The 22,463-nt window shown below is 67.8% G+C and carries 18 protein-coding genes; 7 read left to right on the top strand and 11 right to left on the bottom strand.

All coding sequences use genetic code 11. The features are described from left to right. Positions 1–82: 82 nt before the first annotated feature. Together GTH22_RS17605 and GTH22_RS17600 are read right to left on the bottom strand one after the other, a co-directional pair. Positions 83–2,605 carry an ABC transporter permease gene (locus tag GTH22_RS17605; RefSeq protein ID WP_252946896.1) on the bottom strand — a complete coding sequence of 841 codons (2,523 nt, stop codon included), beginning with the start codon at positions 2,603–2,605 and terminating at the stop codon, positions 83–85. Then, positions 2,602–3,297, bottom strand: a complete 696-nt coding sequence (locus GTH22_RS17600; RefSeq protein WP_252946895.1) for an ABC transporter ATP-binding protein — start codon at positions 3,295–3,297, stop codon at positions 2,602–2,604. Before GTH22_RS17600 ends, GTH22_RS17605 begins: the two co-directional genes overlap by 4 nt. Before the next feature lie 37 nt (positions 3,298–3,334). Here GTH22_RS17600 and GTH22_RS17595 point away from each other — a divergent pair, with 37 nt between their 5' ends. Next, positions 3,335–3,967 (top strand): arylesterase, encoded by a 633-nt coding sequence (locus tag GTH22_RS17595; protein WP_252946894.1) that lies wholly within the window; start codon positions 3,335–3,337, stop codon positions 3,965–3,967. On the opposite strand, the gene hemC is transcribed toward GTH22_RS17595, so the two are convergent. Further along, entirely contained in the window at positions 3,968–4,891 is a 924-nt protein-coding gene (gene hemC / locus GTH22_RS17590) for a hydroxymethylbilane synthase (RefSeq protein WP_252946893.1), read from the bottom strand. Between the two features lie 96 nt (positions 4,892–4,987). Between hemC and hemE the strand changes: the two genes are divergently transcribed. Together hemE and GTH22_RS17580 are read left to right on the top strand one after the other, a co-directional pair. Beyond that, positions 4,988–6,022, top strand: coding sequence for a uroporphyrinogen decarboxylase (hemE, locus tag GTH22_RS17585; protein ID WP_252946892.1), 1,035 nt, complete (start codon positions 4,988–4,990; stop codon positions 6,020–6,022). Positions 6,023–6,231: 209 nt separating this feature from the next. Continuing rightward, positions 6,232–7,866, top strand: coding sequence for a tryptophan halogenase family protein (locus GTH22_RS17580; protein WP_252946891.1), 1,635 nt, complete (start codon positions 6,232–6,234; stop codon positions 7,864–7,866). Positions 7,867–7,989: 123 nt separating this feature from the next. Here the strand turns inward: GTH22_RS17580 and GTH22_RS17575 are convergent, their stop codons facing one another. The 5 genes from GTH22_RS17575 to GTH22_RS17555 form a co-directional block, all read right to left on the bottom strand. Continuing rightward, a complete protein-coding gene (locus GTH22_RS17575) occupies positions 7,990–10,161 on the bottom strand; it encodes an esterase-like activity of phytase family protein (protein ID WP_252946890.1) in 2,172 nt (723 codons plus the stop codon). Positions 10,162–10,295: 134 nt separating this feature from the next. Next, positions 10,296–11,315 carry a DNA polymerase III subunit delta gene (gene holA, locus GTH22_RS17570; RefSeq protein ID WP_252946889.1) on the bottom strand — a complete coding sequence of 340 codons (1,020 nt, stop codon included), beginning with the start codon at positions 11,313–11,315 and terminating at the stop codon, positions 10,296–10,298. 10 nt (positions 11,316–11,325) lie between these two features. Beyond that, entirely contained in the window at positions 11,326–11,784 is a 459-nt protein-coding gene (lptE, locus tag GTH22_RS17565) for an LPS assembly lipoprotein LptE (RefSeq protein ID WP_252946888.1), read from the bottom strand. A 67-nt stretch (positions 11,785–11,851) separates the two neighbouring features. Beyond that, a complete protein-coding gene (leuS, locus tag GTH22_RS17560; RefSeq protein WP_252946887.1) occupies positions 11,852–14,569 on the bottom strand; it encodes a leucine--tRNA ligase in 2,718 nt (905 codons plus the stop codon). Between the two features lie 162 nt (positions 14,570–14,731). Next, the gene (locus GTH22_RS17555) at positions 14,732–15,271 is read right to left on the bottom strand and encodes a DUF3576 domain-containing protein (RefSeq protein ID WP_252946886.1); all 540 of its coding nucleotides are present in this window, start codon (positions 15,269–15,271) and stop codon (positions 14,732–14,734) included. Positions 15,272–15,509: 238 nt separating this feature from the next. Here GTH22_RS17555 and GTH22_RS17550 point away from each other — a divergent pair, with 238 nt between their 5' ends. From GTH22_RS17550 to GTH22_RS17535, 4 genes are all read left to right on the top strand, one after another. Beyond that, positions 15,510–16,547, top strand: coding sequence for a porin (locus tag GTH22_RS17550; protein WP_252946885.1), 1,038 nt, complete (start codon positions 15,510–15,512; stop codon positions 16,545–16,547). 116 nt (positions 16,548–16,663) lie between these two features. Continuing rightward, positions 16,664–18,154 carry a sulfotransferase family protein gene (locus tag GTH22_RS17545; protein ID WP_252946884.1) on the top strand — a complete coding sequence of 497 codons (1,491 nt, stop codon included), beginning with the start codon at positions 16,664–16,666 and terminating at the stop codon, positions 18,152–18,154. Continuing rightward, complete coding sequence (locus GTH22_RS17540; protein ID WP_252946883.1) at positions 18,144–18,809, top strand: YggS family pyridoxal phosphate-dependent enzyme; 666 nt, start codon at positions 18,144–18,146, stop codon at positions 18,807–18,809. Before GTH22_RS17545 ends, GTH22_RS17540 begins: the two co-directional genes overlap by 11 nt. Before the next feature lie 196 nt (positions 18,810–19,005). Beyond that, positions 19,006–20,448 (top strand): tetratricopeptide repeat-containing sulfotransferase family protein, encoded by a 1,443-nt coding sequence (locus GTH22_RS17535; RefSeq protein ID WP_252946882.1) that lies wholly within the window; start codon positions 19,006–19,008, stop codon positions 20,446–20,448. Here the strand turns inward: GTH22_RS17535 and GTH22_RS17530 are convergent. Genes GTH22_RS17530 through ribA form a run of 3 tightly spaced genes read right to left on the bottom strand, consistent with a single transcriptional unit; the run spans position 20,394 to position 22,431 of the window. Next, the gene (locus tag GTH22_RS17530) at positions 20,394–20,939 is read right to left on the bottom strand and encodes a L,D-transpeptidase (RefSeq protein WP_252946881.1); all 546 of its coding nucleotides are present in this window, start codon (positions 20,937–20,939) and stop codon (positions 20,394–20,396) included. The genes GTH22_RS17535 and GTH22_RS17530 overlap by 55 nt on opposite strands. After that, positions 20,939–21,364, bottom strand: coding sequence for a hypothetical protein (locus tag GTH22_RS17525; RefSeq protein WP_252946880.1), 426 nt, complete (start codon positions 21,362–21,364; stop codon positions 20,939–20,941). Before GTH22_RS17525 ends, GTH22_RS17530 begins: the two co-directional genes overlap by 1 nt. Continuing rightward, positions 21,361–22,431 carry a GTP cyclohydrolase II gene (gene ribA, locus GTH22_RS17520; RefSeq protein WP_252946879.1) on the bottom strand — a complete coding sequence of 357 codons (1,071 nt, stop codon included), beginning with the start codon at positions 22,429–22,431 and terminating at the stop codon, positions 21,361–21,363. Before ribA ends, GTH22_RS17525 begins: the two co-directional genes overlap by 4 nt. Between the last annotated feature and the right edge of the window lie 32 nt (positions 22,432–22,463).

Genomic DNA, 22,463 nt, shown 5'->3' with positions numbered 1-22,463 from the left:
GAAGGGAAGATGGTTTTTGGTGACAAATGCCGTTAGCCCTGCGTTCACAAGGCCTTAGCGACGCTCCATGTGTCGTTTGACATCACTCCGCGCTGCGCAGCACACGCGCCGGTGGCATGGCGAGCGGGCGCAGCGCAAAGCCCAGCCCCGCCAGCAGCGTCGCCAGCACCCCGCCGGTAACGATGGCCAGCGCCGAGACCGGCTCGAAGGTGTAGGTGCCCTCCATCACGAAGGTGGTCACCGCCCAGCCCGCAAGCCCGCCCGCGACGATGGCAACCACCCCCGCAGCCAGCCCCAGAAGCGCCGCCCGCAGCACGAGGTAGGCCAGCACCCGCCGGCGCACCGCGCCCAGCGTCTTCAGCACCGCCGCCTCGAATTCGCGCGCGGGCTGGCCCGCCGCCGCCGCGCCGATGAGCACAACGCCGCCCGTGACCAGCGAGGCCAGCGCCCCGTAGGTGATGGCCGCCGCGATCCCCTCGATCAGCCCCGCCACCCGGCTGATCGCCTCGCGCACACCGATCCCGGTGATGTTGGGCCAGGTCTGCGACACGTCGCGCAGGATCGCCGGCTCCGCCTCGGCCTCGGCATAGACCGTGGCAATGTGGCTGTGCGGCGCGCCCTGCAGGGCGGCCGCGTTGAAGGTCATGACGAAGTTGATGCCCATGGTCGAAAAATCGACCTCGCGGAAGCTGGCGATGGTGGCTGTGATCTCGCGACCCAGCACGTTGACGGTGATCTCGTCGCCCAGCTTCAGGCCGATCTCGGCGGCCTCCTCGGCGGCAAAGCTCATCAGCGGCGGGCCGGTGTAATCTTCGGGCCACCACGCGCCCTCGACCACGCTCACCCGGTCCGGCTGGGCAGCGGCATAGGTCAGGCCGCGATCGCCGCGCACGACCCAGTGGTCGGGGGCAATTTCGGTGGCGGGCGTGCCGTTGATGCGGGTGACGACGCCGCGCAGCATCGGCGCGGTGTCCACCCGCGTCACGGCCGGATCGCCGTCCAGCCGGGCGAGGAAGGGGACGATCTGGTCGGGCTGGATGTCGATGAAGAAAAAGGAGGGCGCGACATCGGGCAAATCGCCCTGGATCGCCGCCCGCATGTTGGACGAGACCTGCCCCACAGCCGCCAGCACCGAAAGCCCGAGCCCGAGCGAGAGCACCACCGCCGAGGCCTCCTGCCCCGGCCCGCCCACCGAGCCGAGCGCCAGCCGCAGCGCCGGGATGCCCCGCACGAAGCCCGCGCGGGCCAGACGGCGGGCAAGCCTGCGAATGGCCCAAGCCGCCGCGAGGAGCAGCAGCAGCGCAAAGCAGACTCCGAGCGCGGCCCAGAGCGTCAGCTCCCAGAGCCCCGAGAACCACGCCGCCGCGCCGACGAGCAGCGCCGCAAGCCCCGCGGTCAGCAGCATGACCGTCCAGCGCGGCAGGCGGCGGCGGGTGTCCGACATGGCCCGGAACAGCTGCGCCGGGCGGATCTCTTCGGCTCGGCTCACCGGCCAGAGGGTAAAGATCAGCGCCGTCAGCGCCCCGTACAGCGCCGCCTCGGCCAGAGGGCCGGGGTAGACGGTGAACTCGGTCGGCAAGGGAAGCCGCGCCTCGAGCACGGGGGCCAGCAGCAGCACGGCCAGTGCCCCGAGCGCGAGGCCGATGGCGATGCCCAGCGCCGAGAGTGCCCCGATCTGGATCAGATAGGCCCAGAGGATGGTGCGGCGCGTCGCCCCGAGCGTTTTCAGCGTGGCGATCACCGGCGTCTTGCGTTCCAGATAGGCCCGCACTGCCGCGCTCACCCCCACGCCACCCACGGCGAGGCCCGCGAGGCCGACCAGCACGAGGAAGGCGCTGATCCGGTCGACAAAGCGGTTCAGCCCCGGCGCGCCATTGCGGCTGTCGCGCCAGCGCACCCCTGCATCGGAGAACTGCGCCAAGGCCTCATCGCGCAGCGCGGCAAGGTCGGTGCCCTGCGGCAGGGCGAGGCGATAGTTGGTTTCAAAGAGCGTGCCGGGGGCGAGCAGCCCCGAGCCTTCAAGATCCGCCCGGTAGAGCAGCGTGCGCGGCCCGAGCGAAAAGCCGGAGCCGGCGGCGTCGGGCTCCAGCGTGAGGGCGGCGGCGAGGTGGTAGCTCGCCGTGCCAAGCTGAAACGTATCGCCCACCTCGAGTTCGAGCTGCGCCATCAGCGAGGGGTCCATCACCGCGCCGGGCAGGCCGTTTGCGCCGGCCAGCGCCTCATCGAGCGGCATGGCGGGCTCCAGCCGAACCTCGCCATAGAGCGGATAGATATCATCCACCCCCTTCACCTGGGTTAACGCGGTGTTCTCCCCCGCGCGGGCCATGGAGCGAAAATCGACGATCTCCGAAACGCGGGTCGCCTGCGCTGCCATCCAGCTCTGCTCGGCCTCGCCCGCTGCGCGATAGGTAAACCGCAGCTCGGCATCGCCGCCAAGCATGGTGGCGCCCTCGCGCATCAGCCCGCCGGAGAGGCTCTCGCGCACCAGCCCGACAGCGGCAATGGCGGCCACGCCAAGGGCGAGGCAGGCAAGGAACACCTTGAAGCCGCGCAGGCCTCCACGAAGCTCGCGCCGGGCGATCCGGGCCGACTGGGCAAGGCTCATTCGGCAGCCTCGGCCTGCTTTTCAGGCGAAATCAGCCCATCCGCCAGCCGGATCACCCGGCCGCAGCGGGCAGCCAGCTCGCGGGAGTGCGTGACGAGCACCAGCGTTGCGCCGTGTTTCTCGGAGAGGTCGAACAGCAGCTCCGTCACTGCCTCGCCGGTGGTGGCATCGAGGTTGCCGGTGGGCTCGTCGGCCAGCAGGATATCGGGGCGCGGGGCGAGGGCGCGGGCCAGCGCCACGCGCTGCTGCTCGCCGCCCGACATCTGGGAAGGGTAGTGATGCGCCCGCTCGCCCAGCCCCACGGCGGCAAGCTCGGCCTCGGCGCGAGCGTAGGCATCGGTCACCCCGGCCAGTTCCAGCGGGGTTGCCACGTTTTCCAGCGCCGTCATCGTGCCGATGAGGTGGAAGGATTGGAACACCACCCCCATATGCTTGAGACGGAAGCGGGCCAACGCGTCTTCTCCCATCGCCGTCAGATCGTGGCCAAGGGCCGTGACGGCGCCGGTGGTCGCGGTGTCGAGCCCGCCCATGAGCATGAGGAGAGAGCTTTTGCCAGAGCCTGAAGGTCCGATCAGCCCCAGCGTCTCGCCCGGCGCCACGTCGAGGCTTATTCCCTTGAGGATGTTGACCTTTCCGGCGTTGCCGTCGAGCGTGAAGGTGACATCTTTCAGGGACAGGATCGGATCGGTCATGCGGGCGCCTTATGTTTCATTCCGATATGGGGCCAGGATGCTGGCACTCAAGGTTATAACGACAATTTTGCTGGTTTCCGGCGCTGCGGCCCAGCCGGTGGTGGTGGCCGCACTGGGTGACAGCCTGACGGCGGGCTACGGGCTGCCGCAGGGCGAGGGCTTCGTACCGGTGATGCAGACGTGGCTGGAAGAGAACGGCGCCGAGGTGGAGCTGCGCAACGCGGGCGTCAGCGGAGACACCACGGCGGGCGGCCTGAGCCGGGTGGACTGGACCCTGACCGACGACGTGGATGCGCTGATCGTGGAGCTGGGCGGCAATGACCTGCTGCGCGGCATCGACCCGGCGGTAAGCCGCGAAAATCTCGACGGAATCTTGCAGGCCGCCCAGGCGCGCGAGCTGCCGGTTCTGCTCGTGGGCATGACCGCTTCGGGCAACTTCGGGCCCGAGTTCAAGGCGGCGTTCGATGCGATGTATCCCGAGCTTTCGGCGCAATACGGCACCCTGCTCTACCCCAATTTCTTTGCCCCCCTGCTGGCGCTGGAAGACCAGGCGGCGGCGCGGCGCGAGCATTTGCAGGGCGACGGGATTCACCCCTCGGCCAGCGGGGTGGAGCTGGTGGTGGAGGCCATGGGGCCGAGCGTGCTGGAGCTGGTCGAACAGGTCCGCTAGCTACTTCCAGTCGAAGAAATCATCGGTGGTCTGGGCCAGCAACTCGGCGGCAAGGCTTGCGCCCATCTCGGCGGCCTCTTCCACCGGGCCGATGCGGCTGCCGGTGAGCACCTCGGAGCCATCGGTGCGCAGGATTTCTCCCTTCAGCGTCAAGGTGTTGCCCTCGATCGTCGCCAGCCCGGCGATGGGCGTTTCGCAAGAGCCGTCGAGCCCGGCCAGAAAGGCGCGTTCGGCGGCGGTGCGGTGATGGGTGGGCAGGTGACGCAGCGGGGCGAGGAGGGCGTCGACGGCGCTATCGTCAGCGCGGCGCTCGATGCCGATGGTGCCCTGGGCGATGGCCGGGAGCATCTGTTCCGGGTCCACCGGCTGGCGCGAAATATGCTGCGCGTTCAGCCGGTTGAGACCGGCGAGCGCCAGAAAGGTCGCTTCGGCCACGCCATCGGCCAGCTTCTTCATCCGGGTCTGCACATTGCCGCGAAACTCCACCACCTGAAGGTCGGGCCGCTTGTGCAGGAGCTGGGCCTTGCGGCGCAGCGAGGAGGTGCCGACGACAGCGCCTTGGGGCAGCTCAGCGAGGCTCTTGCCATCGAGGGTGATGAAGGCATCGCGCGGGTCTTCGCGCTCAAGAAAGCAATCCAGAACAAGGCCTTGCGGCTGCTCGACGGGCATGTCCTTGGAGGAGTGCACGGCGATGTCGATCTCGCCCGACAGCATCGCCTCCTCGATCTCCTTGGTGAACAGCCCCTTGCCGCCGATCTCGCGCAGTGCCCGGTTTTGCACCCTGTCGCCTGTCGTGGAAATGACCACGATTTCAATGGCTTCTTCCGACATCCCATGCGCCGCCATCAGGCGGGCGCGGGTTTCCTGGGCCTGGGCGAGCGCCAGCGGACTGCCGCGCGTGCCGATCTTGAGCGTCTGGGTCATGCAGGGCGGGATAGCCCGCAGACCCCGGCGTGACAATGCGGCACTTGACAGTTTGCCCCCGGAGCGCGACCCATGGCCGCAACGAGGAGGCACCAAATGGCCGAAAAGAAAAGCATTCTCAATGCCTTGTCAGGCAACACCGTCAGCCCGCCGCCGATCTGGATGATGCGGCAGGCGGGGCGATACCTGCCGGAATACAAGGCAACCCGCGCCGAGGCGGGGGATTTTCTGAGCCTGTGCTACAACTCCGATCTCGCCACCGAGGTGACGCTGCAACCGATCAGGCGCTACGGCTTTGACGCGGCGATCCTCTTTGCCGACATCCTGCTGATCCCGCAGGCGCTGGGGCAGAAACTGTGGTTCGTCACCGGGGAAGGCCCCCGGTTGGAGCCGATTGAACTGCGAAAAGATTACGAAGCCCTGAAGAACGGGGGCGAGGTGCACGACCACCTCGCGCCGATCTATCGCACCGTCGGCAACCTCGGCTCCCAACTGCCTGAAGAGACAACACTTATCGGCTTCGCGGGCGCGCCCTGGACGGTGGCGACCTACATGTTTGCCGGGCGCGGAACCCCCGATCAGGGGCCGGCCCATGCGATGAAAACCAAGGATATCGGGCTGTTCCGCGCGGTGATCGACCGCGTCACCTGGGCCACCATCGAGTATCTGAACCGCCAGATCGACGCCGGGGCCGAGGTGGTGAAGATCTTCGACAGCTGGGCCGGCAGCCTCAGCGGCGATGACTTCGAGGCCTATTGCATTGATCCGATTAAGGAAATCATCAAGGGCGTGAAGGCAAAGCACCCCGATACCCCGGTCATTGCCTTCCCGCGGGGCGCGGGCGAGCGTTACCGGGGCTTTCACGCGGCGACCGGTGCCGACTGCGTGGCGCTCGATGATGGCGTGACCCCGGAATGGGCCGCCGAACACGTGCAGCCGGGCGGATGCGTGCAGGGAAACCTCAAGTCTTCCCATATGGTTACGGGCGGCCAGCCGCTGATCGACGAGACCCGCCGGATCGTGGAGGCCTTCTCGCACGGGCCGCATATCTTCAACCTCGGGCATGGCATCACCCCCGATGCCGACCCGGAAAACGTGCAGCTGATGATCGACACCGTCCGGGGCGGTTAACGGCCGCGGGAGGTATCTGAACACCGATGTCACATCCCGTGCACAGGCCGTACACAGCCTGTGCATACCGCGCTTGCAGCAATTTCGCGGCACCGCAGAACCTTAACGGACCGACTCGCTGCCCCTCGCCCCGCCCCGCGGGCGCAGGGGCTTGAGCCAAACCCCCTCGCCGTTCTAGCCTTTGACGCAGGGTAAGACGGGGGCACGGAATGGGACAGCCGATCCGCGGGATCACGATTGTCGGCGGCGGCACCGCCGGCTGGATGACGGCGCTGCTGTTGCAGTCGATGCTCAAGAGCGGCCCCGGCGCCGATGGCGGCCTCGGGATCACCCTCATCGAAAGCCCCAACATCCCCACCGTCGGCGTGGGCGAGGCCACCGTGCCGGGAATGCCGCGCACCCTGAAGCAGGGCGGCATAGACGAACGGGAGTTCTTCCGCACCTGCAACGCCAGCTTCAAGCTCGGGGTGGTGTTTGGCCATTGGAACGTCGACGCGCAGGGCAACCGGGTGGATTACATCAACCCCTTCGCCCATCCGCCCGCGATCGACGGGGTCTCGGCGGCGGAATATGCGCTGAAGTTCGGCACCGGCGGGCTGGAGTTCGTGCAGTGCTTCTCGCCCTCGGTCGATCTGGCCAATGCCGCCAAGGGCCCGCGCGGACCGGGGCAGATGCCGGGGCCGCCGGTGGGCTTTGCCTATCATCTCGACGCGGGCAAGTTCGCCGGGCTGCTGAAGGACACCTGCGTTGCCCGGGGCGTGACCCATGTGCTCGACGATCTGGTCGACGTGGAGCTGGATGAGCGCGGCTACGTGGCGGCGCTTCAGCTCGAGCGCGGCGGGCGGCATCCGGTGGAACTGGTGATCGACTGCACCGGCTTTCGTGGGCTCATCATCAACAAGGCGCTCGGCGAGCCCTTCGAGAGCTACGGCAAGTATCTCGCCAATGACCGGGCGATGGCGGTGCAGGTGCCCCACCGCGACCCGGAGCGGATCGACTCGGTCACGAAGTCCACCGCGCTCGGGGCGGGGTGGAGCTGGCGGGTGCCGCTCTTCAACCGGATCGGCACGGGCTACGTGTTTTCCTCGGCGCATCGCACCGACGAGGAGGCGCGGGCGGAGTTTCTGGCGCATCTGGGGCCGGATGGCGAGGGCGCGGAGCCGCGGGTGATTCCGATGCGGGTGGGGCGCAACCGGAATGCATGGGTGAAGAACTGCGTGGCGGTGGGCCTGTCGGGCGGGTTCATCGAGCCGCTGGAGAGCACGGCGATCCACATGATCGACACCGCGGTGCGCTGGCTGGTGCAATACTTCCCCGACAGCGATTTTGCCGATCCGCCACGCGACAGGTTCAACCATCTGGTCGACGAGCTCTACAACGAGGTGCGCGATTTCATCTGCCTGCACTACGCGCTCGGCAACCGGACGGACGATCAATACTGGATCGACGCCCGCGAGGCGCTGGAGGTGCCCGACACGCTCGCCGAGAACCTCGAGCTCTGGCAATACGGGCTGCCCGCGCCGCATGACATCCGCTTCGTCTCGCTGTTTTCGCCGGCGACCTACCAGGCGGTGCTGCTTGGTAAAAAGGTTTACGAAACCGACTTCGGGAAGGGCAAGTTCTCGACCGGGAGGGCGCTGGATGCGGAGAAGTGGGCGGCCTTCGTGAAGCGGGCGCGGGCCGGGATCGGGGCGCAGGTGCAGGCGGCGGCGGGGCACAGGGCCCTGCTGCGGGCGCTGCGCGGCGATGCCGTGGCCGGCAACGGCCTGCTGCCGGGGCTGGGCGGCGGGCCGGGGATGCCGCCGGCAAAGGCGGATGTGGCGGGGGATGCGGCGATCTTGTGATGCGGGGCGCTTTGGGGGCCGGGCCTTCCCTTGCGGGGGAAGGGGACACCCGCGGCAGGCAGCAAAAACCCCGGAGCGGCGGGCCGCTCCGGGGCGATTCTTGCTAAAGGGCTTGGTTGAAACTCAGTAGCCGCTGCCGAGCTGGCCGATGTTGAAGAACATCGTCTCGCCGGAGTGGTCGTCGACGCCGTCGTTGTCGGTGCTCACCCAGGCGGTGCCATCGGAGAAGATCGCCAGACCTTCGACCTTGTCGAGCACGTAGCCGCCGTTTGCCTTGAGGTCGGGCAGGAGGTCGCGGACCTCTTCCTTGCTCACCAGCGGCAGCTCGCCGCCCAGCGCGGCGGGCTGCATCTCGGAGAGGGCGACGCGGTAGATCTTCTTGGTCGCGGCGGCTTCGCCGAGCAGGTTGTCGCGCTCGACGATATAGGCGTGCTCGCCATGGGCCACGATTTCCGACAGGCCGACCCAGCCGGTGGTGGGGGCATCGAGCGGGTAGCGCACGGCGCCCCATTCGCCGGTCTCGGGGGTGTAGGCGACCAGCTTGACCTGGCCCTTCTCGTCGTCGTTCCACTCGCGCTGCACGGCCATCCAGAGCGTGCCGTCAACCAGGGTGATGCCCTCGAAACCAAAGCGCTTTTCGACCGCCATCAGCTCGGCGGGCAGGCCCACTTCTTCCTCGATCTCGCCTTGGGCGTTCACGTGGTAGAGCGCGTGGGGGATGACCCGGTCGGTGCGGCCCTCGGAGGCGAGCCAGAAGCCGCCCTGCCCGTCCAGCGTGATGCCTTCGAGGTCGAGTTTCTGGGCCGGGTAGCCGGCGCGGGTGATGTCGATGGCCTGCGTGATGCGGGCGGGTTTGGTGGAGGTGTCGATCTTGTAGATGCGTGGCTGGTAGCCGTAGAAGCTGTCACTCACGGCCCAGACGGTGCTTTCGCCCTCGGCCACCATGCCCGAGATCGCGCCCCAGCCGGTGAGCTGCTCCATGCCTTCGGAGGTGAGCTGCGGATACATCGCCTCGCCCTCGGCATATTCGAAGAGCATCACGTGGGCCCGCGCACCGCCGTCTTCGCCAAGATCGGTCTCGTTGGCCGAGACCAGCAGGTTGCGCTCGGGGATGGTGACGTAGCCCTCGGGGCCGACGCCGGAGGGCAGGAGCTGGGTGAGCACCGGGTTGGCCGGGTCGGTGGCGTCATAGACGCCGACGACGGAGCCGCGCTCGGAGCCGACGAAGATCATCGGTTTGCCACCGAACTCGCCGAAGGTGACGGACTCGGGCTCGACGCCTTTGGCGTCCGACCGCTTGTCGGGGTAGTGGCCGATCTGGATCAGCGCCTGCTCGAAGCTGGTGCCGCTGTCGTAAACCACTTCGCCGGTCTTGGAAAAGATCGTCCAGCCGCGCGAGCCGCCCTCGTAGTCGCCCTCGTTGGCGGTGGCGAAGTGCTGATCGTCGATCCATTTGACGGCATCGGGCTCGCGCTTCACGCCGCTCTGGCTTTCGGTGAACAGCAGCGCGCCGCGCTCGTCGGTGGCGTCGATGCCTTCGAGGTCCACCGCACCGGCGGAGAAGTGGGCGGAAACGGTGCCATCGGCGCCGATGACGGCGATGTGGTTGTTTTCCTGCATGGTCACGACGATTTCACCGAGGGCGTTGATGTCGACGAACTCCGGCTCGGGGTCGTCGCCGCCAACTTCGGCAAGGCCGGTCATCTCGATCTTCTGGAGGCTGTCGCAATCGAGCGTGCCATCGGTCAGGGCGATCTTCACCACGAAACCGGCGGGCATCTGCGGCAGGGCGCCATCGTTGAGGTCTTCGTCACGCTCGTTCTCGATTGCCACGGCGATGAAGCTGCCATCGGGGGCCTTGGCCACCGAGTCGGGCTGGCCGCCGAGGTCGCAGCTGGCCAACTCTTCGCCGCTGCTCAGATCAATTGCGGCGAGGCGGCCGGAGGGGGCCACGTAGCTCTCGGAGGTGTTGATGCCGGTGAAGGCCACGCTGCCGAGAACGGCGACCGAGGTCGGCTCGCCGTCGAGCGCGATGTTGCCCAGCGGCGCGGGGGCGGCGGGATCGGTGATGTCGACCCGGCCGAGCACGCCAAGCGGGCTGTCGGTGTAGACCAGCGTCATGCCATCGGCGGTGACGTCGATGATCTCGGAGGAGGTTTCGCGGGCGCGGTCCTCGCCCTCGGCCATGTTGGAGGCCACGGGGAAGGAGGCGATACGGTTGAAGACCATCTCGGCCTGCGCGGTGCCGGCAACGGCGGCCAGCGCGAAGGCGGAGGTAAGAAGCGTGCGGTGCATGGGTGTCCCTCTGGTTTTTCTTGTGCGGCGACACATGCGCCCGGCGGGTGACACGGGCGTAAAGCGGGCATGTCAGTTGCGTGACATGCGGCGAGACTCGGAAGAGGGGGGGCTGGCGCGGGGGGAGGTGCCGCCTAGCGCGGCATCATCGAAAGGCGGATCATCGCCCGCTCGACCTGCGCCATCTGCGGCGCGGTCTGCCCGGCGGAGCGCAGGGCAAGGTCGGTGTCCAGCAGCAGGGCAATGGCCTTTTCGAGCCGGGGCAGGCCCCAGTTCTGGGCCTGTCGGATCATCCGGTCGCGCCGCGGGCCGAAGACCGGCGGGCGCAAGCCGGCGATGCCCTGCGCCGGGCCGCCGGGGCTGGAGGCGGCGCTGTGCAGGGTGCGAAAGTGCATCCCCGCCATGATGCAGAGCGTGGTGGGCAGCACCCCCTGCCCCTCCAGCCGCCGCATCAGCGGGCCGATCTGCTCGCGCTTTGCCTCGGCGGCGGCGTTCAGCAGCTCATCCACCCCGGCCTCGGTGGTGGCCGGCGCCAACGCGGCCACCTCGGCCTCCGAGAGCGGCGCGGAATCACCGATTTTGTAGAGCGCCAGCTTTTCGATGAACTGGCGCAGATCGCCCGGGTCGATATGCGAGGCCAGCGCCACCAGCGCCTCCATCGCGGAATGCTCCACGTTGGAGAGGCCCGCCGCGCCGAGCCGGTCCTTGATTTCCGCCGGGTTGGGCGGGTCGTCGTAGATGGCGGCAAAGCGGGCGCGCGGGTCTTTCTCGAAGAGCTTGCGCAGCTTGGAGGTGCCCTTGAGCGACCCGGCGGTGGCGACCACCATGCCGTCGCCCTCCTGCCACTCGGTGAGGGCCGTCTTGAACAGCTCCGTCAGCCCGTCGGTCGCGCCCTCGACATGCACGGCGCGGGGGCCGGGAAAGAAGGAGGCGCCCCGGATCGCATCGAGCAGCGCCGCCGGGTCGGAGCGCAGCTCGCCCCCCGACAGGCGGGTGAGGCGCATCTCTTCCTCGCCCTGCGGGCCGACCAGCGCCTTCAGCAGATCCTGCCGCTTCAGCGACACCCGCATCGCGTCGGCCCCGGAAATCAGGATGCCCGGGCCCATGGAGGGCTTGGAAAAGAAGGCGTTGGCGTCGCGGGTCGAGAGCTTCATGGCCTGCGCCTCACGGCAGGAAGCCTTCCGCCGTGGCCAGCAGGTGAGTCACGGCCTGGTCGGCGAGGATCACCATCAGCCGCTCTTCCGCGTTGCGGGCGGCGGCGGTGGTGGCCACCGTGGTGCCGGTGGCGGAATAGGAGGTGAAGCTGTCGGTGCGCCCGGTGGAGAGCACGGCGCCGGAGGTGGTGTCGGTCACCTGATAGGTGACCTCGCCCAGCAGGTTGTAGCGCTGGGTTTCCTGATCGGCGGTGATGGCAAGGCCTTCGCGGCGGGTGGTGATCGCGTAATCCAGCCGCATCGGGCCGGCGGCGGTGCGGCCAAGGCGGGTTTCGACGCGGGAGACGAACTCGAACTCGTTGTCGGTGGTCGGCTCCGCGATTTCGATCTGCCCGTGCAGGGTGTCACCCGGCCCGCCCGGCCCGTAGAGCGGGGCAAAGCCGCAGGAGGCAAGCGTGACGAGGGCCATGGCCGGAAGGGTGGATGCAACCCACCCCCTGGCCCGCCCGATGGTGGGGTGCACCCACCCTACGGCATCACGCCACCACATTCACGATCCGTCCCGGCACAACGATCACCTTCTTGGGGGCGTTGCCATCCAGCGCCCGGATCACAGCATCCTCGGCCAGCGCCAGCTTTTCAACCTCCGCCTTGTCCATGTCCTTGGGCACGCTGATTTCGGCCCGCCGCTTGCCGTTGACCTGAATCGGCAGCGTGACCGTGTCCTCGACCAGCAGGGCCGGGTCCGCCTTGGGCCATTGCGCCTCGGTGACCAGCCCCTCGCCGCCCAGCATGTGCCAGATCTCTTCGGCCAGATGCGGGGTCATCGGGGCCATGAGCTGGGCCATGGTCGCCATGGCCTCGCGCTTGGCCGCGCTGCCGGCGGAGGATTTGGAGAGTGTGTTGGTGAAGGCGTAGAGCTTGGCGATGGAGGTGTTGAAGGCAAAGCTTTCCACCCCCTCGGTCACATCCGCGATGGTGCGGTGCAGGGCCTTTTGCAGCGCCGCGTCTTCATCATTGGCCGGGGAATCGCTGGCGGCGATCTCATCGGCCATGCGCCAGACCCGCGCGAGGTGGCGGTTGGCGGCTTCGGCGCCCGAGGCTGTCCACTCCACATCGCGCTCGGGCGGGCTGTCAGACAGCACGAACCAGCGGGCGGTGTCGGCGCCGTAGCTTTCGATGATGCTCAGCGGGTCGACCACGTTGTTCTTGGATTTCGACATCTTGGCGGAGGGGAAGACCTCGAGATGCAAATCTTCAGCACCGACTGTCTCAGGGCGATTTTGCTGAAACCCTATCCACATTTCATCGAGTGCAGCGGCGTCCTGAGTATCGATCCCAACAAGATCGAGAGCGCTCTTCAACAGTGCTTTGGGTTTCCCAGCCACCTCAAACCTTACGACTTCCTCAGGGTAATAATACTTGGCGCGGGTCTCACGTGAGAATTTTACGGTCTGACCTTCTTCTTCATCGTACCTTTCGCCAGGTGCGCGTGTGACTTCCGCTCCGGCGTACAGTTCATGCGTGACCATGCCCTGCGTAAACAGCGCGTTGAACGGCTCCTTCGACTTCTCGGGCAGGTGGCCGGTGGCCACCATCGCGCGGGCGAAGAAGCGGGAGTAGAGCAGGTGCAGGATCGCGTGCTCGATGCCGCCGACGTATTGGTCGACGTTCATCCAGTAGTCCGCATCCTCCGCCACGGTGGGCGTTTCGGCGCGGGGCGCGGTGAAGCGGGCGAAATACCACGACGAATCGACGAAGGTGTCCATCGTGTCGGTCTCGCGCTTGGCGGGTGCGCCGCAGGCCGGGCAGGCGCAGTCGCGCCAGGTCGGGTGACGGTCGAGCGGGTTGCCCGGCGTGTCGAAGGACACGTCATAGGGCAGCTCGACGGGCAGGTTCTCTTTCTTCTCCGGCACCACGCCGCAGGCGTCGCAATGCACCACGGGAATCGGGCAGCCCCAGTAGCGCTGGCGGCTCAGGCCCCAGTCGCGCAGGCGGAACTTGGTAACACCCTCGCCCCAGCCAGCGGTTTCGGCCAGTGCGATGGTGGCGTCGATCGCCTCCTGCCCGGTGGCCTCGTCGAGCCCGGTGAAGTGGTTGACCCATTTCACCTTTTGCTCTTTCGGCGGGGTGAAGGCCTCGTTTTCGACGGGGGCCGGGTTTTCGAGCGCAAAGAAGGTGTCGATGACCGGCAGGTCGTACTTGCGGCAGAAGTCGAGGTCGCGCTGGTCATGGGCCGGGCAGCCGAAGATCGCGCCGGTGCCGTAGTCCATCAGGATGAAGTTGGCGATCCAGATCGGCAGCTCTTTGGAGGGGTCGAGCGGGTGGCGGACCGTGAGGCCGGTGTCGAATCCCTTTTTCTCGGCCGTCTCCAGCTCTTCTGCCGTGGTGCCGCCCTTGGCGCATTCGGCGCGGAAGGCCTGAACCTCGGCATTGTTCTCGGCCAGTTCCTTTGCCAGCGGGTGGTCGGGCGAGATGCCGACGAAGCTCGCGCCGAGCAGGGTGTCGGGGCGGGTGGTATATACTGTCACCGGATCGCCGCCATCGGTGCGCTCGAAGGAGAATTGCAGGCCCCGGCTCTTGCCGATCCAGTTGCTCTGCATCAGCCGCACCTTCTCGGGCCAGTCCTCCAGCCCGTCCAGCGCCTCCAGCAGCTCTTCCGACATGTCGGAGATCTTGAAGAACCATTGCGTCAGTTCGCGCCGCTCCACCTCGGCGCCCGAGCGCCAGCCCTTGCCGTCGATCACCTGCTCGTTGGCCAGCACGGTCATGTCGACCGGGTCCCAGTTGACGGTGGCATTGCGGCGGGTGACGAAGCCGGCTTCCAGCATGTCGAGGAACAGCGCCTGCTGCTGGCCGTAGTATTCCACGTCGCAGGTGGCGAACATGCGCGACCAGTCGAGCGACAGGCCCAGCGGCTTCATCTGGTCGACCATCGTGTCGATGTTGCCGTAGGTCCAATCCTTCGGGTGGCCGTTCGAGTTCATCGCGGCGTTCTCGGCGGGCATCCCGAAGGCGTCGAATCCCATCGGGTGCAGCACGTTGAAGCCTTGGGCGCGCTTGTAGCGGGCCACAACGTCGCCCAGCGAGTAGTTGCGGACGTGCCCCATGTGGATGCGCCCCGAGGGGTAGGGGAACATCTCGAGGACGTAATACTTGGGGCGGCTCTCGTCGCGTGTCGCAACGAAGGTCTGGGCATCTTCCCAGGCCTTCTGCCAGCGGGGTTCGATCTCGGACGGGGTAAAGCGGGTCATGGCGCGGCCTTGCGGGTGTTCCAACGGTCCCGGCGTGTTTACGGCGGGCACGGCGCAGGGTCCAGCGGGTTCGGTGATGTGGGTGGCGGCGGCCCGGCACCCACCCTGTGGATGGGGGCCAGGCCCGCTGCGGAAACTGTGGAGGTGGGGCTCAGCCCAGCGTCAGAGCTTGCCGTCCTGGATCCGAAGCTGGCGGGCACGGGTGAGGATGGCATCCTCCACGGCGCGCACGGTGTCGGCGCTGACCGGGCCGGAGCGGCTTTGCAGCGCAACCTTCAGCGAGCGGGCATCGAGCGCCGGGTCCTGCACGTAGACGGTGGCCCGATAGGGCTGGCCGCCGCCGGGCGGACGCCCGTAGCCATAGACAATGACGCCGGTGAAGGGATCGACCGTCTGGATCGGCATGAAGTTGAGAACTTCGAGCGAGGCGCGCCAGATATACTTGTTCACCTCGACGGTGATGTTGGGGTCGTCGTTGTTGCCGAACAGATCCCAGATCGTCGACTGGCGGACCTTGCCCTTGTATACGGTGCGGCCCTGCGCATCGGTCTCGACCTGGCGCGGCGCGTTGCGCACCGTGCTCGAGCCGCCGCCGGAGCTGCCACCAAAGCTGTTGCCCAGCCGTCCGCTCACTCCGCAGGCGGAGAGCGTCAGCACCAGAGCGATAATACCTGCTGCTCGGATTTCCTTCCGGAAGGTCATTGAAAACTGCCCCTCTCACCCTTTTTTGCTTGTCTATCCGAGCGGCCCCAGCCCCACAAGGCTTTTTGGCCGCAAAGGGTGGTCGGGGCGACTGTGGCAGACATGCACCATATCGAGGAGAGTCCCCCCGCCCGGTTTGCGCCATTATTGCAATCAAACGGCGAAAGAGCGAAACAGCCTGCCATACCCAATGCGGATTCCCTGCGTTGGGCTGACCTTTGATAACGAGGGAAATACGATGAAAAAGGTTCTTCTCACTTCGACCGCGCTGGTCGCCTTCGCTGGCGCCGCCTCGGCTGAAGTTTCGATCTCGGGCTCTGCCGAGATGGGTATTTTCGGCGGCACTGGCGTCGAAACCCAATTCTTCCAGGACATCGACGTCACCTTCACCATGTCCGGTGAAACCGACGGCGGCCTGACCTTCGGTGCATCCATCGATCTGGACGAAGCCCAGGACAACTTGGCCACGGTCGCCGGCAGCGGCGACTGCACGTTCTCGACTACGGTCGACGGCTGTGTGAACGACGCGCTTGACGACGTGACCGAAGACGGTGGCGTTGCCATCTTCATCTCCGGTTCCTTCGGCACCGTGACGATGGGCGACACCGACGGCGCCATGGACTGGGCCCTCACCGACGCCGGCAACATCGGCAACCCGGGCTCGATCGCTGACGACGAGACCTCGCACGCTGGTTACCTCGGCGCGTACCTCGACGGCACCTACGACGGCCAGATCGTTCGCTACGACAACACCTTCGGTGACTTCGGCGTCGCCATCTCGGTTGAGATGGACGAAACCGGCACCATGGACACTGGCTACGCCCTCGGCTTCAAGTACAACGCTGCTCTCGGCGGTCTGGACCTGGCCCTCGGCCTTGGTTACCAGTCGGTTGACGGCAACATGGGCGCTGTGAAGGGCGTTGCTGTGGAAGATGCCATCGGCTTCTCCGCTGTCACCACCTTCGACAACGGTCTGTCGGCCGGCATCGAGTACACCCAGTTCGGCGGCTTTGCTGGCGCTGACGACGTGACTCACCTCGGCCTCGGCTTCGGCTACTCCGTGGATGCCTTCTCGGCTCACCTGAACTACGGCCAGTACTCCTCCGACGACGCAGGGTTCAACGCTGCCGGCGGTGGCGACGACATCACCGGCTACGGTCTGGCCCTCGGCTACGACCTCGGCGGCGGTGCTTCGGTTCTGGCGGGCTACGGTTCGTCCGACAACGGCGCCACCACCACCGACACCTGGTCGCTGGGTCTGTCGATGTCCTTCTAAGGACACCGGTAACAGTATCTGGGAAGAGCGGGCCTTCGGGTCCGCTCTTTTCTTTTGGGCAGTTTGAACCTCCGGGCGATCGTGCTAGCACTCGGGCAAAAGCCGGAGAGCAGCCCATGGCGCAAAGCCTGACCCCCGCCCAGATCCCCGCCGCCTATGCGCAGGGCGTCAAGCTGATGGAGGCTGGCAAGCTGCGCGAGGCCGCCGGGCTCTTCACCCAGATCACCCGGATCCGCCCGCAGATCGCCGAACCCCATTGGCAGCTCGGCCGCATCGCCGCAAAAATCGGCGACAGCCGCTCCGCCGTCGCCTCGCTCGACCGCGCCCAGAAGCTGAAGCCCCGCGAGTTGGTGGTGCTGCGCGATTTTGCCCAAGCCCTCGGGGTCTTCGGCGATACCGAGCGGCAGATCACGGTTCAGCGCCGCCTGCTCGAGATCAAGCCCGACGACGTGGCCGTGCGCAGCGAGCTGGCGATTGCCCTGCAATACATGGGTGACTTCGACGAGGCGGAATCGCAGCTGCGCCGCTGCCTCGCGCTTCAGCCCAAGAACGGCACCATCTGGCGGCTCATCACGGCGGGGCGCAAGTTCAAGCCCGGGGATCCCGCGATTGCCGAGATGCAGGCGCTCTACCGCGACAAGTCCCTCCACCCGCGCCACCGCGCCAACCTCGATTTCGCGCTGGCCAAGGTGCATGAGGACATCAAGGACTACGCCCCGGTGATGAAGCACCTGAAGCGCGGCAACGAGGAATATGCCCGGCTGTTCCCCTACTCCCGCGCCGAGCGCGAAACCGAGATCGCCAACCTCAAGGCCGCCTTCGAGGGCATCGACTTCACCCGGCCCGCGCTGGAGCCGGACCCGGGGTTTGCGCCGATTTTCGTCACCGGCATTCCGCGCTCGGGCACCACGCTGGGCGAGCAGATCATCGGCGCACACAGCAAGGCGACGGCCATCGGCGAGGCGCGGGAGTTCAACCAGTCGGTGCAGCAGGCGCTTTCCACCGGTAACCTCGGCTTTCGCCCGCTCGCCGGGCTCGCCCCCGACGCCCTCCTCGCCCTGCGCAAGCGGGCCGAAGAGCTTTATCGGCGGCGGTTCAGCTTTGGGGCCCATTGCGTCGACAAATCGGTGCAGAACTGGCACTACATCGGCCTGATCCGCTACATCATGCCCAACGCCCGCATCATCGTGATGCGCCGCGACCCGCGCGACAACCTGCTGTCGATCTTCAAGAACGTCTTTGCCGAGGGCACCCACAAATACGCCTACCGGATCGCCGACATGGTGCATTACCTCAAGGTCCACCGCGAGATGATGGACTTCTGGCGCGAGCGTGCGCCGGGGCTGTTCACCGAGGTCAGCTACGAGGCGCTGGTGGCCGACCCGGAGGCCGAGGCGCCGCGCCTGGTGGCCGCCGCGGGGCTGGAGTGGGAAGACCAGTGCCTTGAATTCTACAAACAGAAACAAAGGGTAAGCACCCTGTCGATCGCGCAGGTGCGCCAGCCGATCTATACCTCCTCGGCCCGGGCCTGGGAGCGGTATGGCGATGAGATCAAGCCGTTGATCGCGGCGCTGGAAGAAGAAGGATTGGTGCCGGATGGGGCTTGAGGATATCAGCGCGAAGGTGGCCGCAGCCGCAGAGGCGGCAGGCCGGACGGCGGAGGAGGTGACCCTGATCGCCGTCTCCAAGGTGCAGCCCGATGCGCGGGTCGAGGCGGTGCTGGAGCAAGGCCACCGCTGCTTTGGCGAGAACCGGGTGCAGGAGGCACAGGGCAAGTGGCCGGGCTTCCGCGAGCGCTTCGAAGGGGTCGATCTGCACCTGATCGGGCCGTTGCAGAGCAACAAGGCCCGGGGCGCGATGGAGCTGTTCGACGCGATCCACACCGTCGACCGCCCCAAGATCGCCGCCACCATCGCCCGCCTTGCCGACGAGCTGGGCCGCTGCCCCGAGCTGTTCATCCAGGTGAACACCGGCGAGGAGGCGCAGAAGGCGGGCTGCCTGCCCGGCGAGGTCGACGGCTTCATTGCCGAATGCCGGATGCTCTCGCTGCCGGTGAAGGGGCTCATGTGCATCCCCCCTGTCGAGGAGGAGCCGAGCCTGCATTTTGCCCTGCTCGCCAACATGGCCGAGCGCAACGGGCTGACCGGCCTGAGCATGGGGATGAGCGCCGATTTCGAGCGGGCGATTGCGCTGGGGGCCACCCACGTGCGCGTCGGTTCGGCGATTTTCGGCGATCGGCTCGCGCCGCAGGGCGATGCCTGATCCGCACAATCTTTAGGCGAGCTGCCCCGAAAGGGGCGCGCTATTCCAAATTATCGCACAGCTTTTTCGGCCGAAGGTGCGACGCTGCACACATCTGTTTCCATTACACATTTTAGTGAACGAAACCGTTCGGTTCAGGGTTCCACCCACCGCAATCCAGGGGTTAGCTGCCGCTGGGGAGGGGTGGAGATGAGATATGCCCGCCTTTCAGATCAAGGACATTCCGGCCGTCTACCGCCGCGCCCGCCAGCTTCAGGCCGAGGGGCAGTTGCAGGAGGCCTGTGCGCTCTATCAGGACATCGTCGCCCTGCGTCCGCAGACCGCAGAGGCGCATTTCGAGATCGGGCGCATCACCCATAGCACCGGCGACTACGGCACCGCGCTGAAGGCGCTGGAGCAGGCCCGCAGGCAGCGCCCGCGCGAGCCCGCCGTGCTGATGGAGCGGGCGCAGGTGCTCTCGGACTGGGGCCGGATCGACGCCGCCATCGACGCCCACCGCGAGCTGCAACGGGTCGTGCCCGGCGCGGTCGGCCCGCATGTCGAGATCGGCCTGCTGGAGCAGCGGGCCGGGCGGCAGGACCGGGCCGAAGAGGCGTTTCGGGCGGCGCTGGAGCTGAAGCCGGGCGACGGCGAGCTCTACCGGCTGCGGATGACGGCCCATCGCACCAGCCCCGGCGATCCGCTGATCGACGAAATGCGCGCGCTTCACGGCAGCGGCCAGACGCGCGGCGCCTCCCGCGCCAGCCTGTGCTTTGCACTGGCCCGCGCGCTTGAGCAGGCCGGGGCCGAGCCGGGCGAGGTCTGGCGCTATCTTGAAGAGGCCAATGCGCTCACCCGCGCCCGTGCCCCCTACGACCGTGCCGCGCGGGAGGCCGAGGATGCCGCCCATATCGCCGCCACGGAGAGCTTCGCGCCGGGAAACACCGCAGCGCCCGACGGCTTTCGGCCGATCTTCGTCACCGGAATGCCCCGCGCCGGCACAACGCTGGTCGAGCAGATGCTGGCCAGCCACGGGCAGGTGACGGGCGGCGGCGAAATGGCGGTGACCGGGCAGGTGGTGCGCCGGGTTTTGTCCGGGCAACTCGCCCCGCAGGGCTTTGCCCCCGCGCTCGAAACCGCGATGCGCCGCAAGCTGGAATTTGGCCGCGTGGTCGCCGACAAGTCGTTGCAGACCTACCGCCACATCGGCCCCCTCGCCGCCCTGCTGCCCGATGCGCCGGTCTTCGTTGTCCACCGAGACCCGCGCGATCAGCTCTTCTCGATCTTCCGGCAGGTCTTCCGCGAGGGCCGCCACCGCTACGCCTACGACCTTGGCGATCTGGTTCATGCCTTCGCCGCCTATCGCCGGATGATCGACCATTGGCGGGAGCGGGTGCCGGGGGCCTTCGTGGAGCTCGACTACCAGCAGTTCGTCGCCGCGCCCGAGGCCGGGGCCCGCCGCATCATCGGCGCCGCAGGGCTGGCCTGGGAAGACGGGGTGATGGAGTTTCACAAGAGCGCGCGCGACGTGCGCACCCTCTCGGCGGCGCAGGTCCGCGAGCCGGTGCATGACCGCTCGATCGGCGCGTGGAAGCCCTATGCCGCTCAGCTCGCCCCGATGCTCGAGGCGCTGGAGGCCGAAGGGCTGCTGCCGGGTTGATCCGCCGCAAGGCCGGGGGGCACAAGCAGCGCCGTGCCCGGCGGCGCGAGGGCGGCGATGCGGGCGATATCGGCGGGGGCAAAGGCAAGGCAGCCCTCGGTCGGATGCCCGCGCTTGCGCCAGCGATGCAGGAAGATGGCCGAGCCGCGCCCCGGCGTGGCGGGCGTGTTCCAGCTGGTGGTCAGCACGATGTCATAGAGCGGATCGGCGCGGCGCAAGCGCTCGTGGCTGGGGTCGTAGGGCGCTGTGACATGGGTGTTGTAGGCCGGGTCGTCGGGCGCGTCCGACCACAGGTCGCGCGGCCCGATGGGGATGGCCCATGGCGCGGGCCGGGCCACCCGGTCGGCGCGGTAGTAGCAGGCCAGGATGTGGTGCAGCCCGGCGGGCGTGGCCCCGTCGCCCTCGCGCTTGTCGCGGGTGATCCCGCCCTTTCCGAGCGCAACCGGGAAGCGCCGCCCCCCGAACAGCAGGCCGCGCGGGGTGAGCCGCATCACGGGTAGGCACCGTGCACGGCGAGCGCGGTGGCGGTGACCGGCTCCGTCAGCCGGAACGACACCGCCAACTCATGCGCCCCGAGCCGATACCACCGCCCGCCCGTCGGCGCCTGCACCGCCGCGCCCATCGGCGGCGGGTTCATCTCTTGGCGCAGGAAGGGCCGTGCCGCGAGCGCGGGGGCGAGGGCATCCAGAGGAAGCGGGGCCGGAAAGGCGCCGATCAGCAGCCCGCCGAACCGCGCCGTGGGGCCGGGGCTGCGCAGTTCGAAACCGGCGAAATCCCCCGCGCCGGGCGCGCTGAAGCCGATCCACGCCCCGGCATCGCGGGTGCGGGTGAGCCGCTGGCCCAGCATCGCCTCGACCTCGGCCTGCGAGAAGTCCTCCAGCCCGGCGGCGGCGGTGAGGTAGTTGGCGACCTTCACAGCAGATGCCCCGACTTGGCGGCCTTGGTGGCGAGGTATCCGGCGTTCTCCGGCGTGCGCCCCACCTTCAGCGGCACCCGCTCGGCCACCTCGATGCCCTGCGCGGTCATCATGGCGATCTTGGCGGGATTGTTGGTCATCAGCCGCACCCGCCCGACGCCCATCTTGCCCAGCAGCGCCGCGCCGATGCGAAAATCGCGCTCGTCATCCTCGAAGCCGAGCCGGTGGTTGGCCTCGACGGTATCGAACCCCTGATCCTGCAGCGAATAGGCGCGCATCTTGTTGGCCAGCCCAATCCCCCGCCCCTCCTGGTTGAGGTAGAGCAGCAGCCCGCCGCCCGCCTCGCCCATGGCCGCCAGCGCGGCATGAAGCTGGGGGCCGCAGTCGCATTTCAGCGAGCCGAGCACATCGCCGGTGAAGCAGGCGGAATGCAGGCGGGTGAGCACCGGCGCGTCGCGGTCGGGGCGGCCGACCTCGACCACGTAATGCTCTTCGGCGCCGTCATCAGGGCGAAACACGTGGAGCTTGCCGCGCCCGGCCAGATGCATCGGCAGCCGGGCAGAGACCGCCTCGGCAAAGGGCGCAAGATCATGGCTCGCCTCGGCGGCGATCCGGGTCAGCCCCTCGGGCGCGGGGCCGGCGAGCGGGGCCACCAGCACGGCGGGCAGCACCCGGGCCTCCTTGGCGAGCCGAATGCCGGCGCGGGCGATCTCGGGGCAGCCCTCGCTGCCACGCAGGGCGGTGAAGGGGCCTTTCATCGGGGTGGCAAGGTCGCTTGCCGGGTCGGCCACGGCGGCGGCCCATGCGGCAGCGCCCTCGGCAGGCAGGCGCAGGCGGGCCATGTCGCCATCATAGGCGCGCGCCTTCAGGGTTTCGGCCCGCCGGAGGGTGATGGCAAGGTAGGCCCCCGCCGCCGCCATCTCGCCCACGCGGGCGCTGTCGCCCTGCTCGGCCGCCATCACCAGCGCCGCCTCGCCCGCCGCCCCGACGATCACCACCGGCAGCCCCAGCCGCAGATCGGCACGGGCGCGGGCACGAAGCTCTTGCGGTGTGGGCAGCAGGGACATGCGTAAAACCTCGGCGGGAACTCTGGGTCATG

The sequence above is a fragment of the Oceanicola sp. 502str15 genome, from assembly GCF_024105635.1.
Classification (GTDB): Bacteria; Pseudomonadota; Alphaproteobacteria; order Rhodobacterales; family Rhodobacteraceae; genus Vannielia.
Note: the sequence above shows the minus strand (reverse complement) of the source record. Positions and strands in the feature narration are given on the sequence as shown.

Excerpts from the sequence above, each read along its gene's own strand:
- GTH22_RS17605 (WP_252946896.1), bottom strand. The coding sequence starts at position 2,605 with ATGAGCCTTGCCCAGTCGGCCCGGATCGCCCGGCGCGAGCTTCGTGGA.
- GTH22_RS17600 (WP_252946895.1), bottom strand. The coding sequence starts at position 3,297 with ATGACCGATCCGATCCTGTCCCTGAAAGATGTCACCTTCACGCTCGAC.
- GTH22_RS17595 (WP_252946894.1), top strand. The coding sequence starts at position 3,335 with ATGCTGGCACTCAAGGTTATAACGACAATTTTGCTGGTTTCCGGCGCT.
- hemC (WP_252946893.1), bottom strand. The coding sequence starts at position 4,891 with ATGACCCAGACGCTCAAGATCGGCACGCGCGGCAGTCCGCTGGCGCTC.
- hemE (WP_252946892.1), top strand. The coding sequence starts at position 4,988 with ATGGCCGAAAAGAAAAGCATTCTCAATGCCTTGTCAGGCAACACCGTC.
- GTH22_RS17580 (WP_252946891.1), top strand. The coding sequence starts at position 6,232 with ATGGGACAGCCGATCCGCGGGATCACGATTGTCGGCGGCGGCACCGCC.
- GTH22_RS17575 (WP_252946890.1), bottom strand. The coding sequence starts at position 10,161 with ATGCACCGCACGCTTCTTACCTCCGCCTTCGCGCTGGCCGCCGTTGCC.
- holA (WP_252946889.1), bottom strand. The coding sequence starts at position 11,315 with ATGAAGCTCTCGACCCGCGACGCCAACGCCTTCTTTTCCAAGCCCTCC.
- lptE (WP_252946888.1), bottom strand. The coding sequence starts at position 11,784 with ATGGCCCTCGTCACGCTTGCCTCCTGCGGCTTTGCCCCGCTCTACGGG.
- leuS (WP_252946887.1), bottom strand. The coding sequence starts at position 14,569 with ATGACCCGCTTTACCCCGTCCGAGATCGAACCCCGCTGGCAGAAGGCC.
- GTH22_RS17555 (WP_252946886.1), bottom strand. The coding sequence starts at position 15,271 with ATGACCTTCCGGAAGGAAATCCGAGCAGCAGGTATTATCGCTCTGGTG.
- GTH22_RS17550 (WP_252946885.1), top strand. The coding sequence starts at position 15,510 with ATGAAAAAGGTTCTTCTCACTTCGACCGCGCTGGTCGCCTTCGCTGGC.
- GTH22_RS17545 (WP_252946884.1), top strand. The coding sequence starts at position 16,664 with ATGGCGCAAAGCCTGACCCCCGCCCAGATCCCCGCCGCCTATGCGCAG.
- GTH22_RS17540 (WP_252946883.1), top strand. The coding sequence starts at position 18,144 with ATGGGGCTTGAGGATATCAGCGCGAAGGTGGCCGCAGCCGCAGAGGCG.
- GTH22_RS17535 (WP_252946882.1), top strand. The coding sequence starts at position 19,006 with ATGCCCGCCTTTCAGATCAAGGACATTCCGGCCGTCTACCGCCGCGCC.
- GTH22_RS17530 (WP_252946881.1), bottom strand. The coding sequence starts at position 20,939 with ATGCGGCTCACCCCGCGCGGCCTGCTGTTCGGGGGGCGGCGCTTCCCG.
- ribA (WP_252946879.1), bottom strand. The coding sequence starts at position 22,431 with ATGTCCCTGCTGCCCACACCGCAAGAGCTTCGTGCCCGCGCCCGTGCC.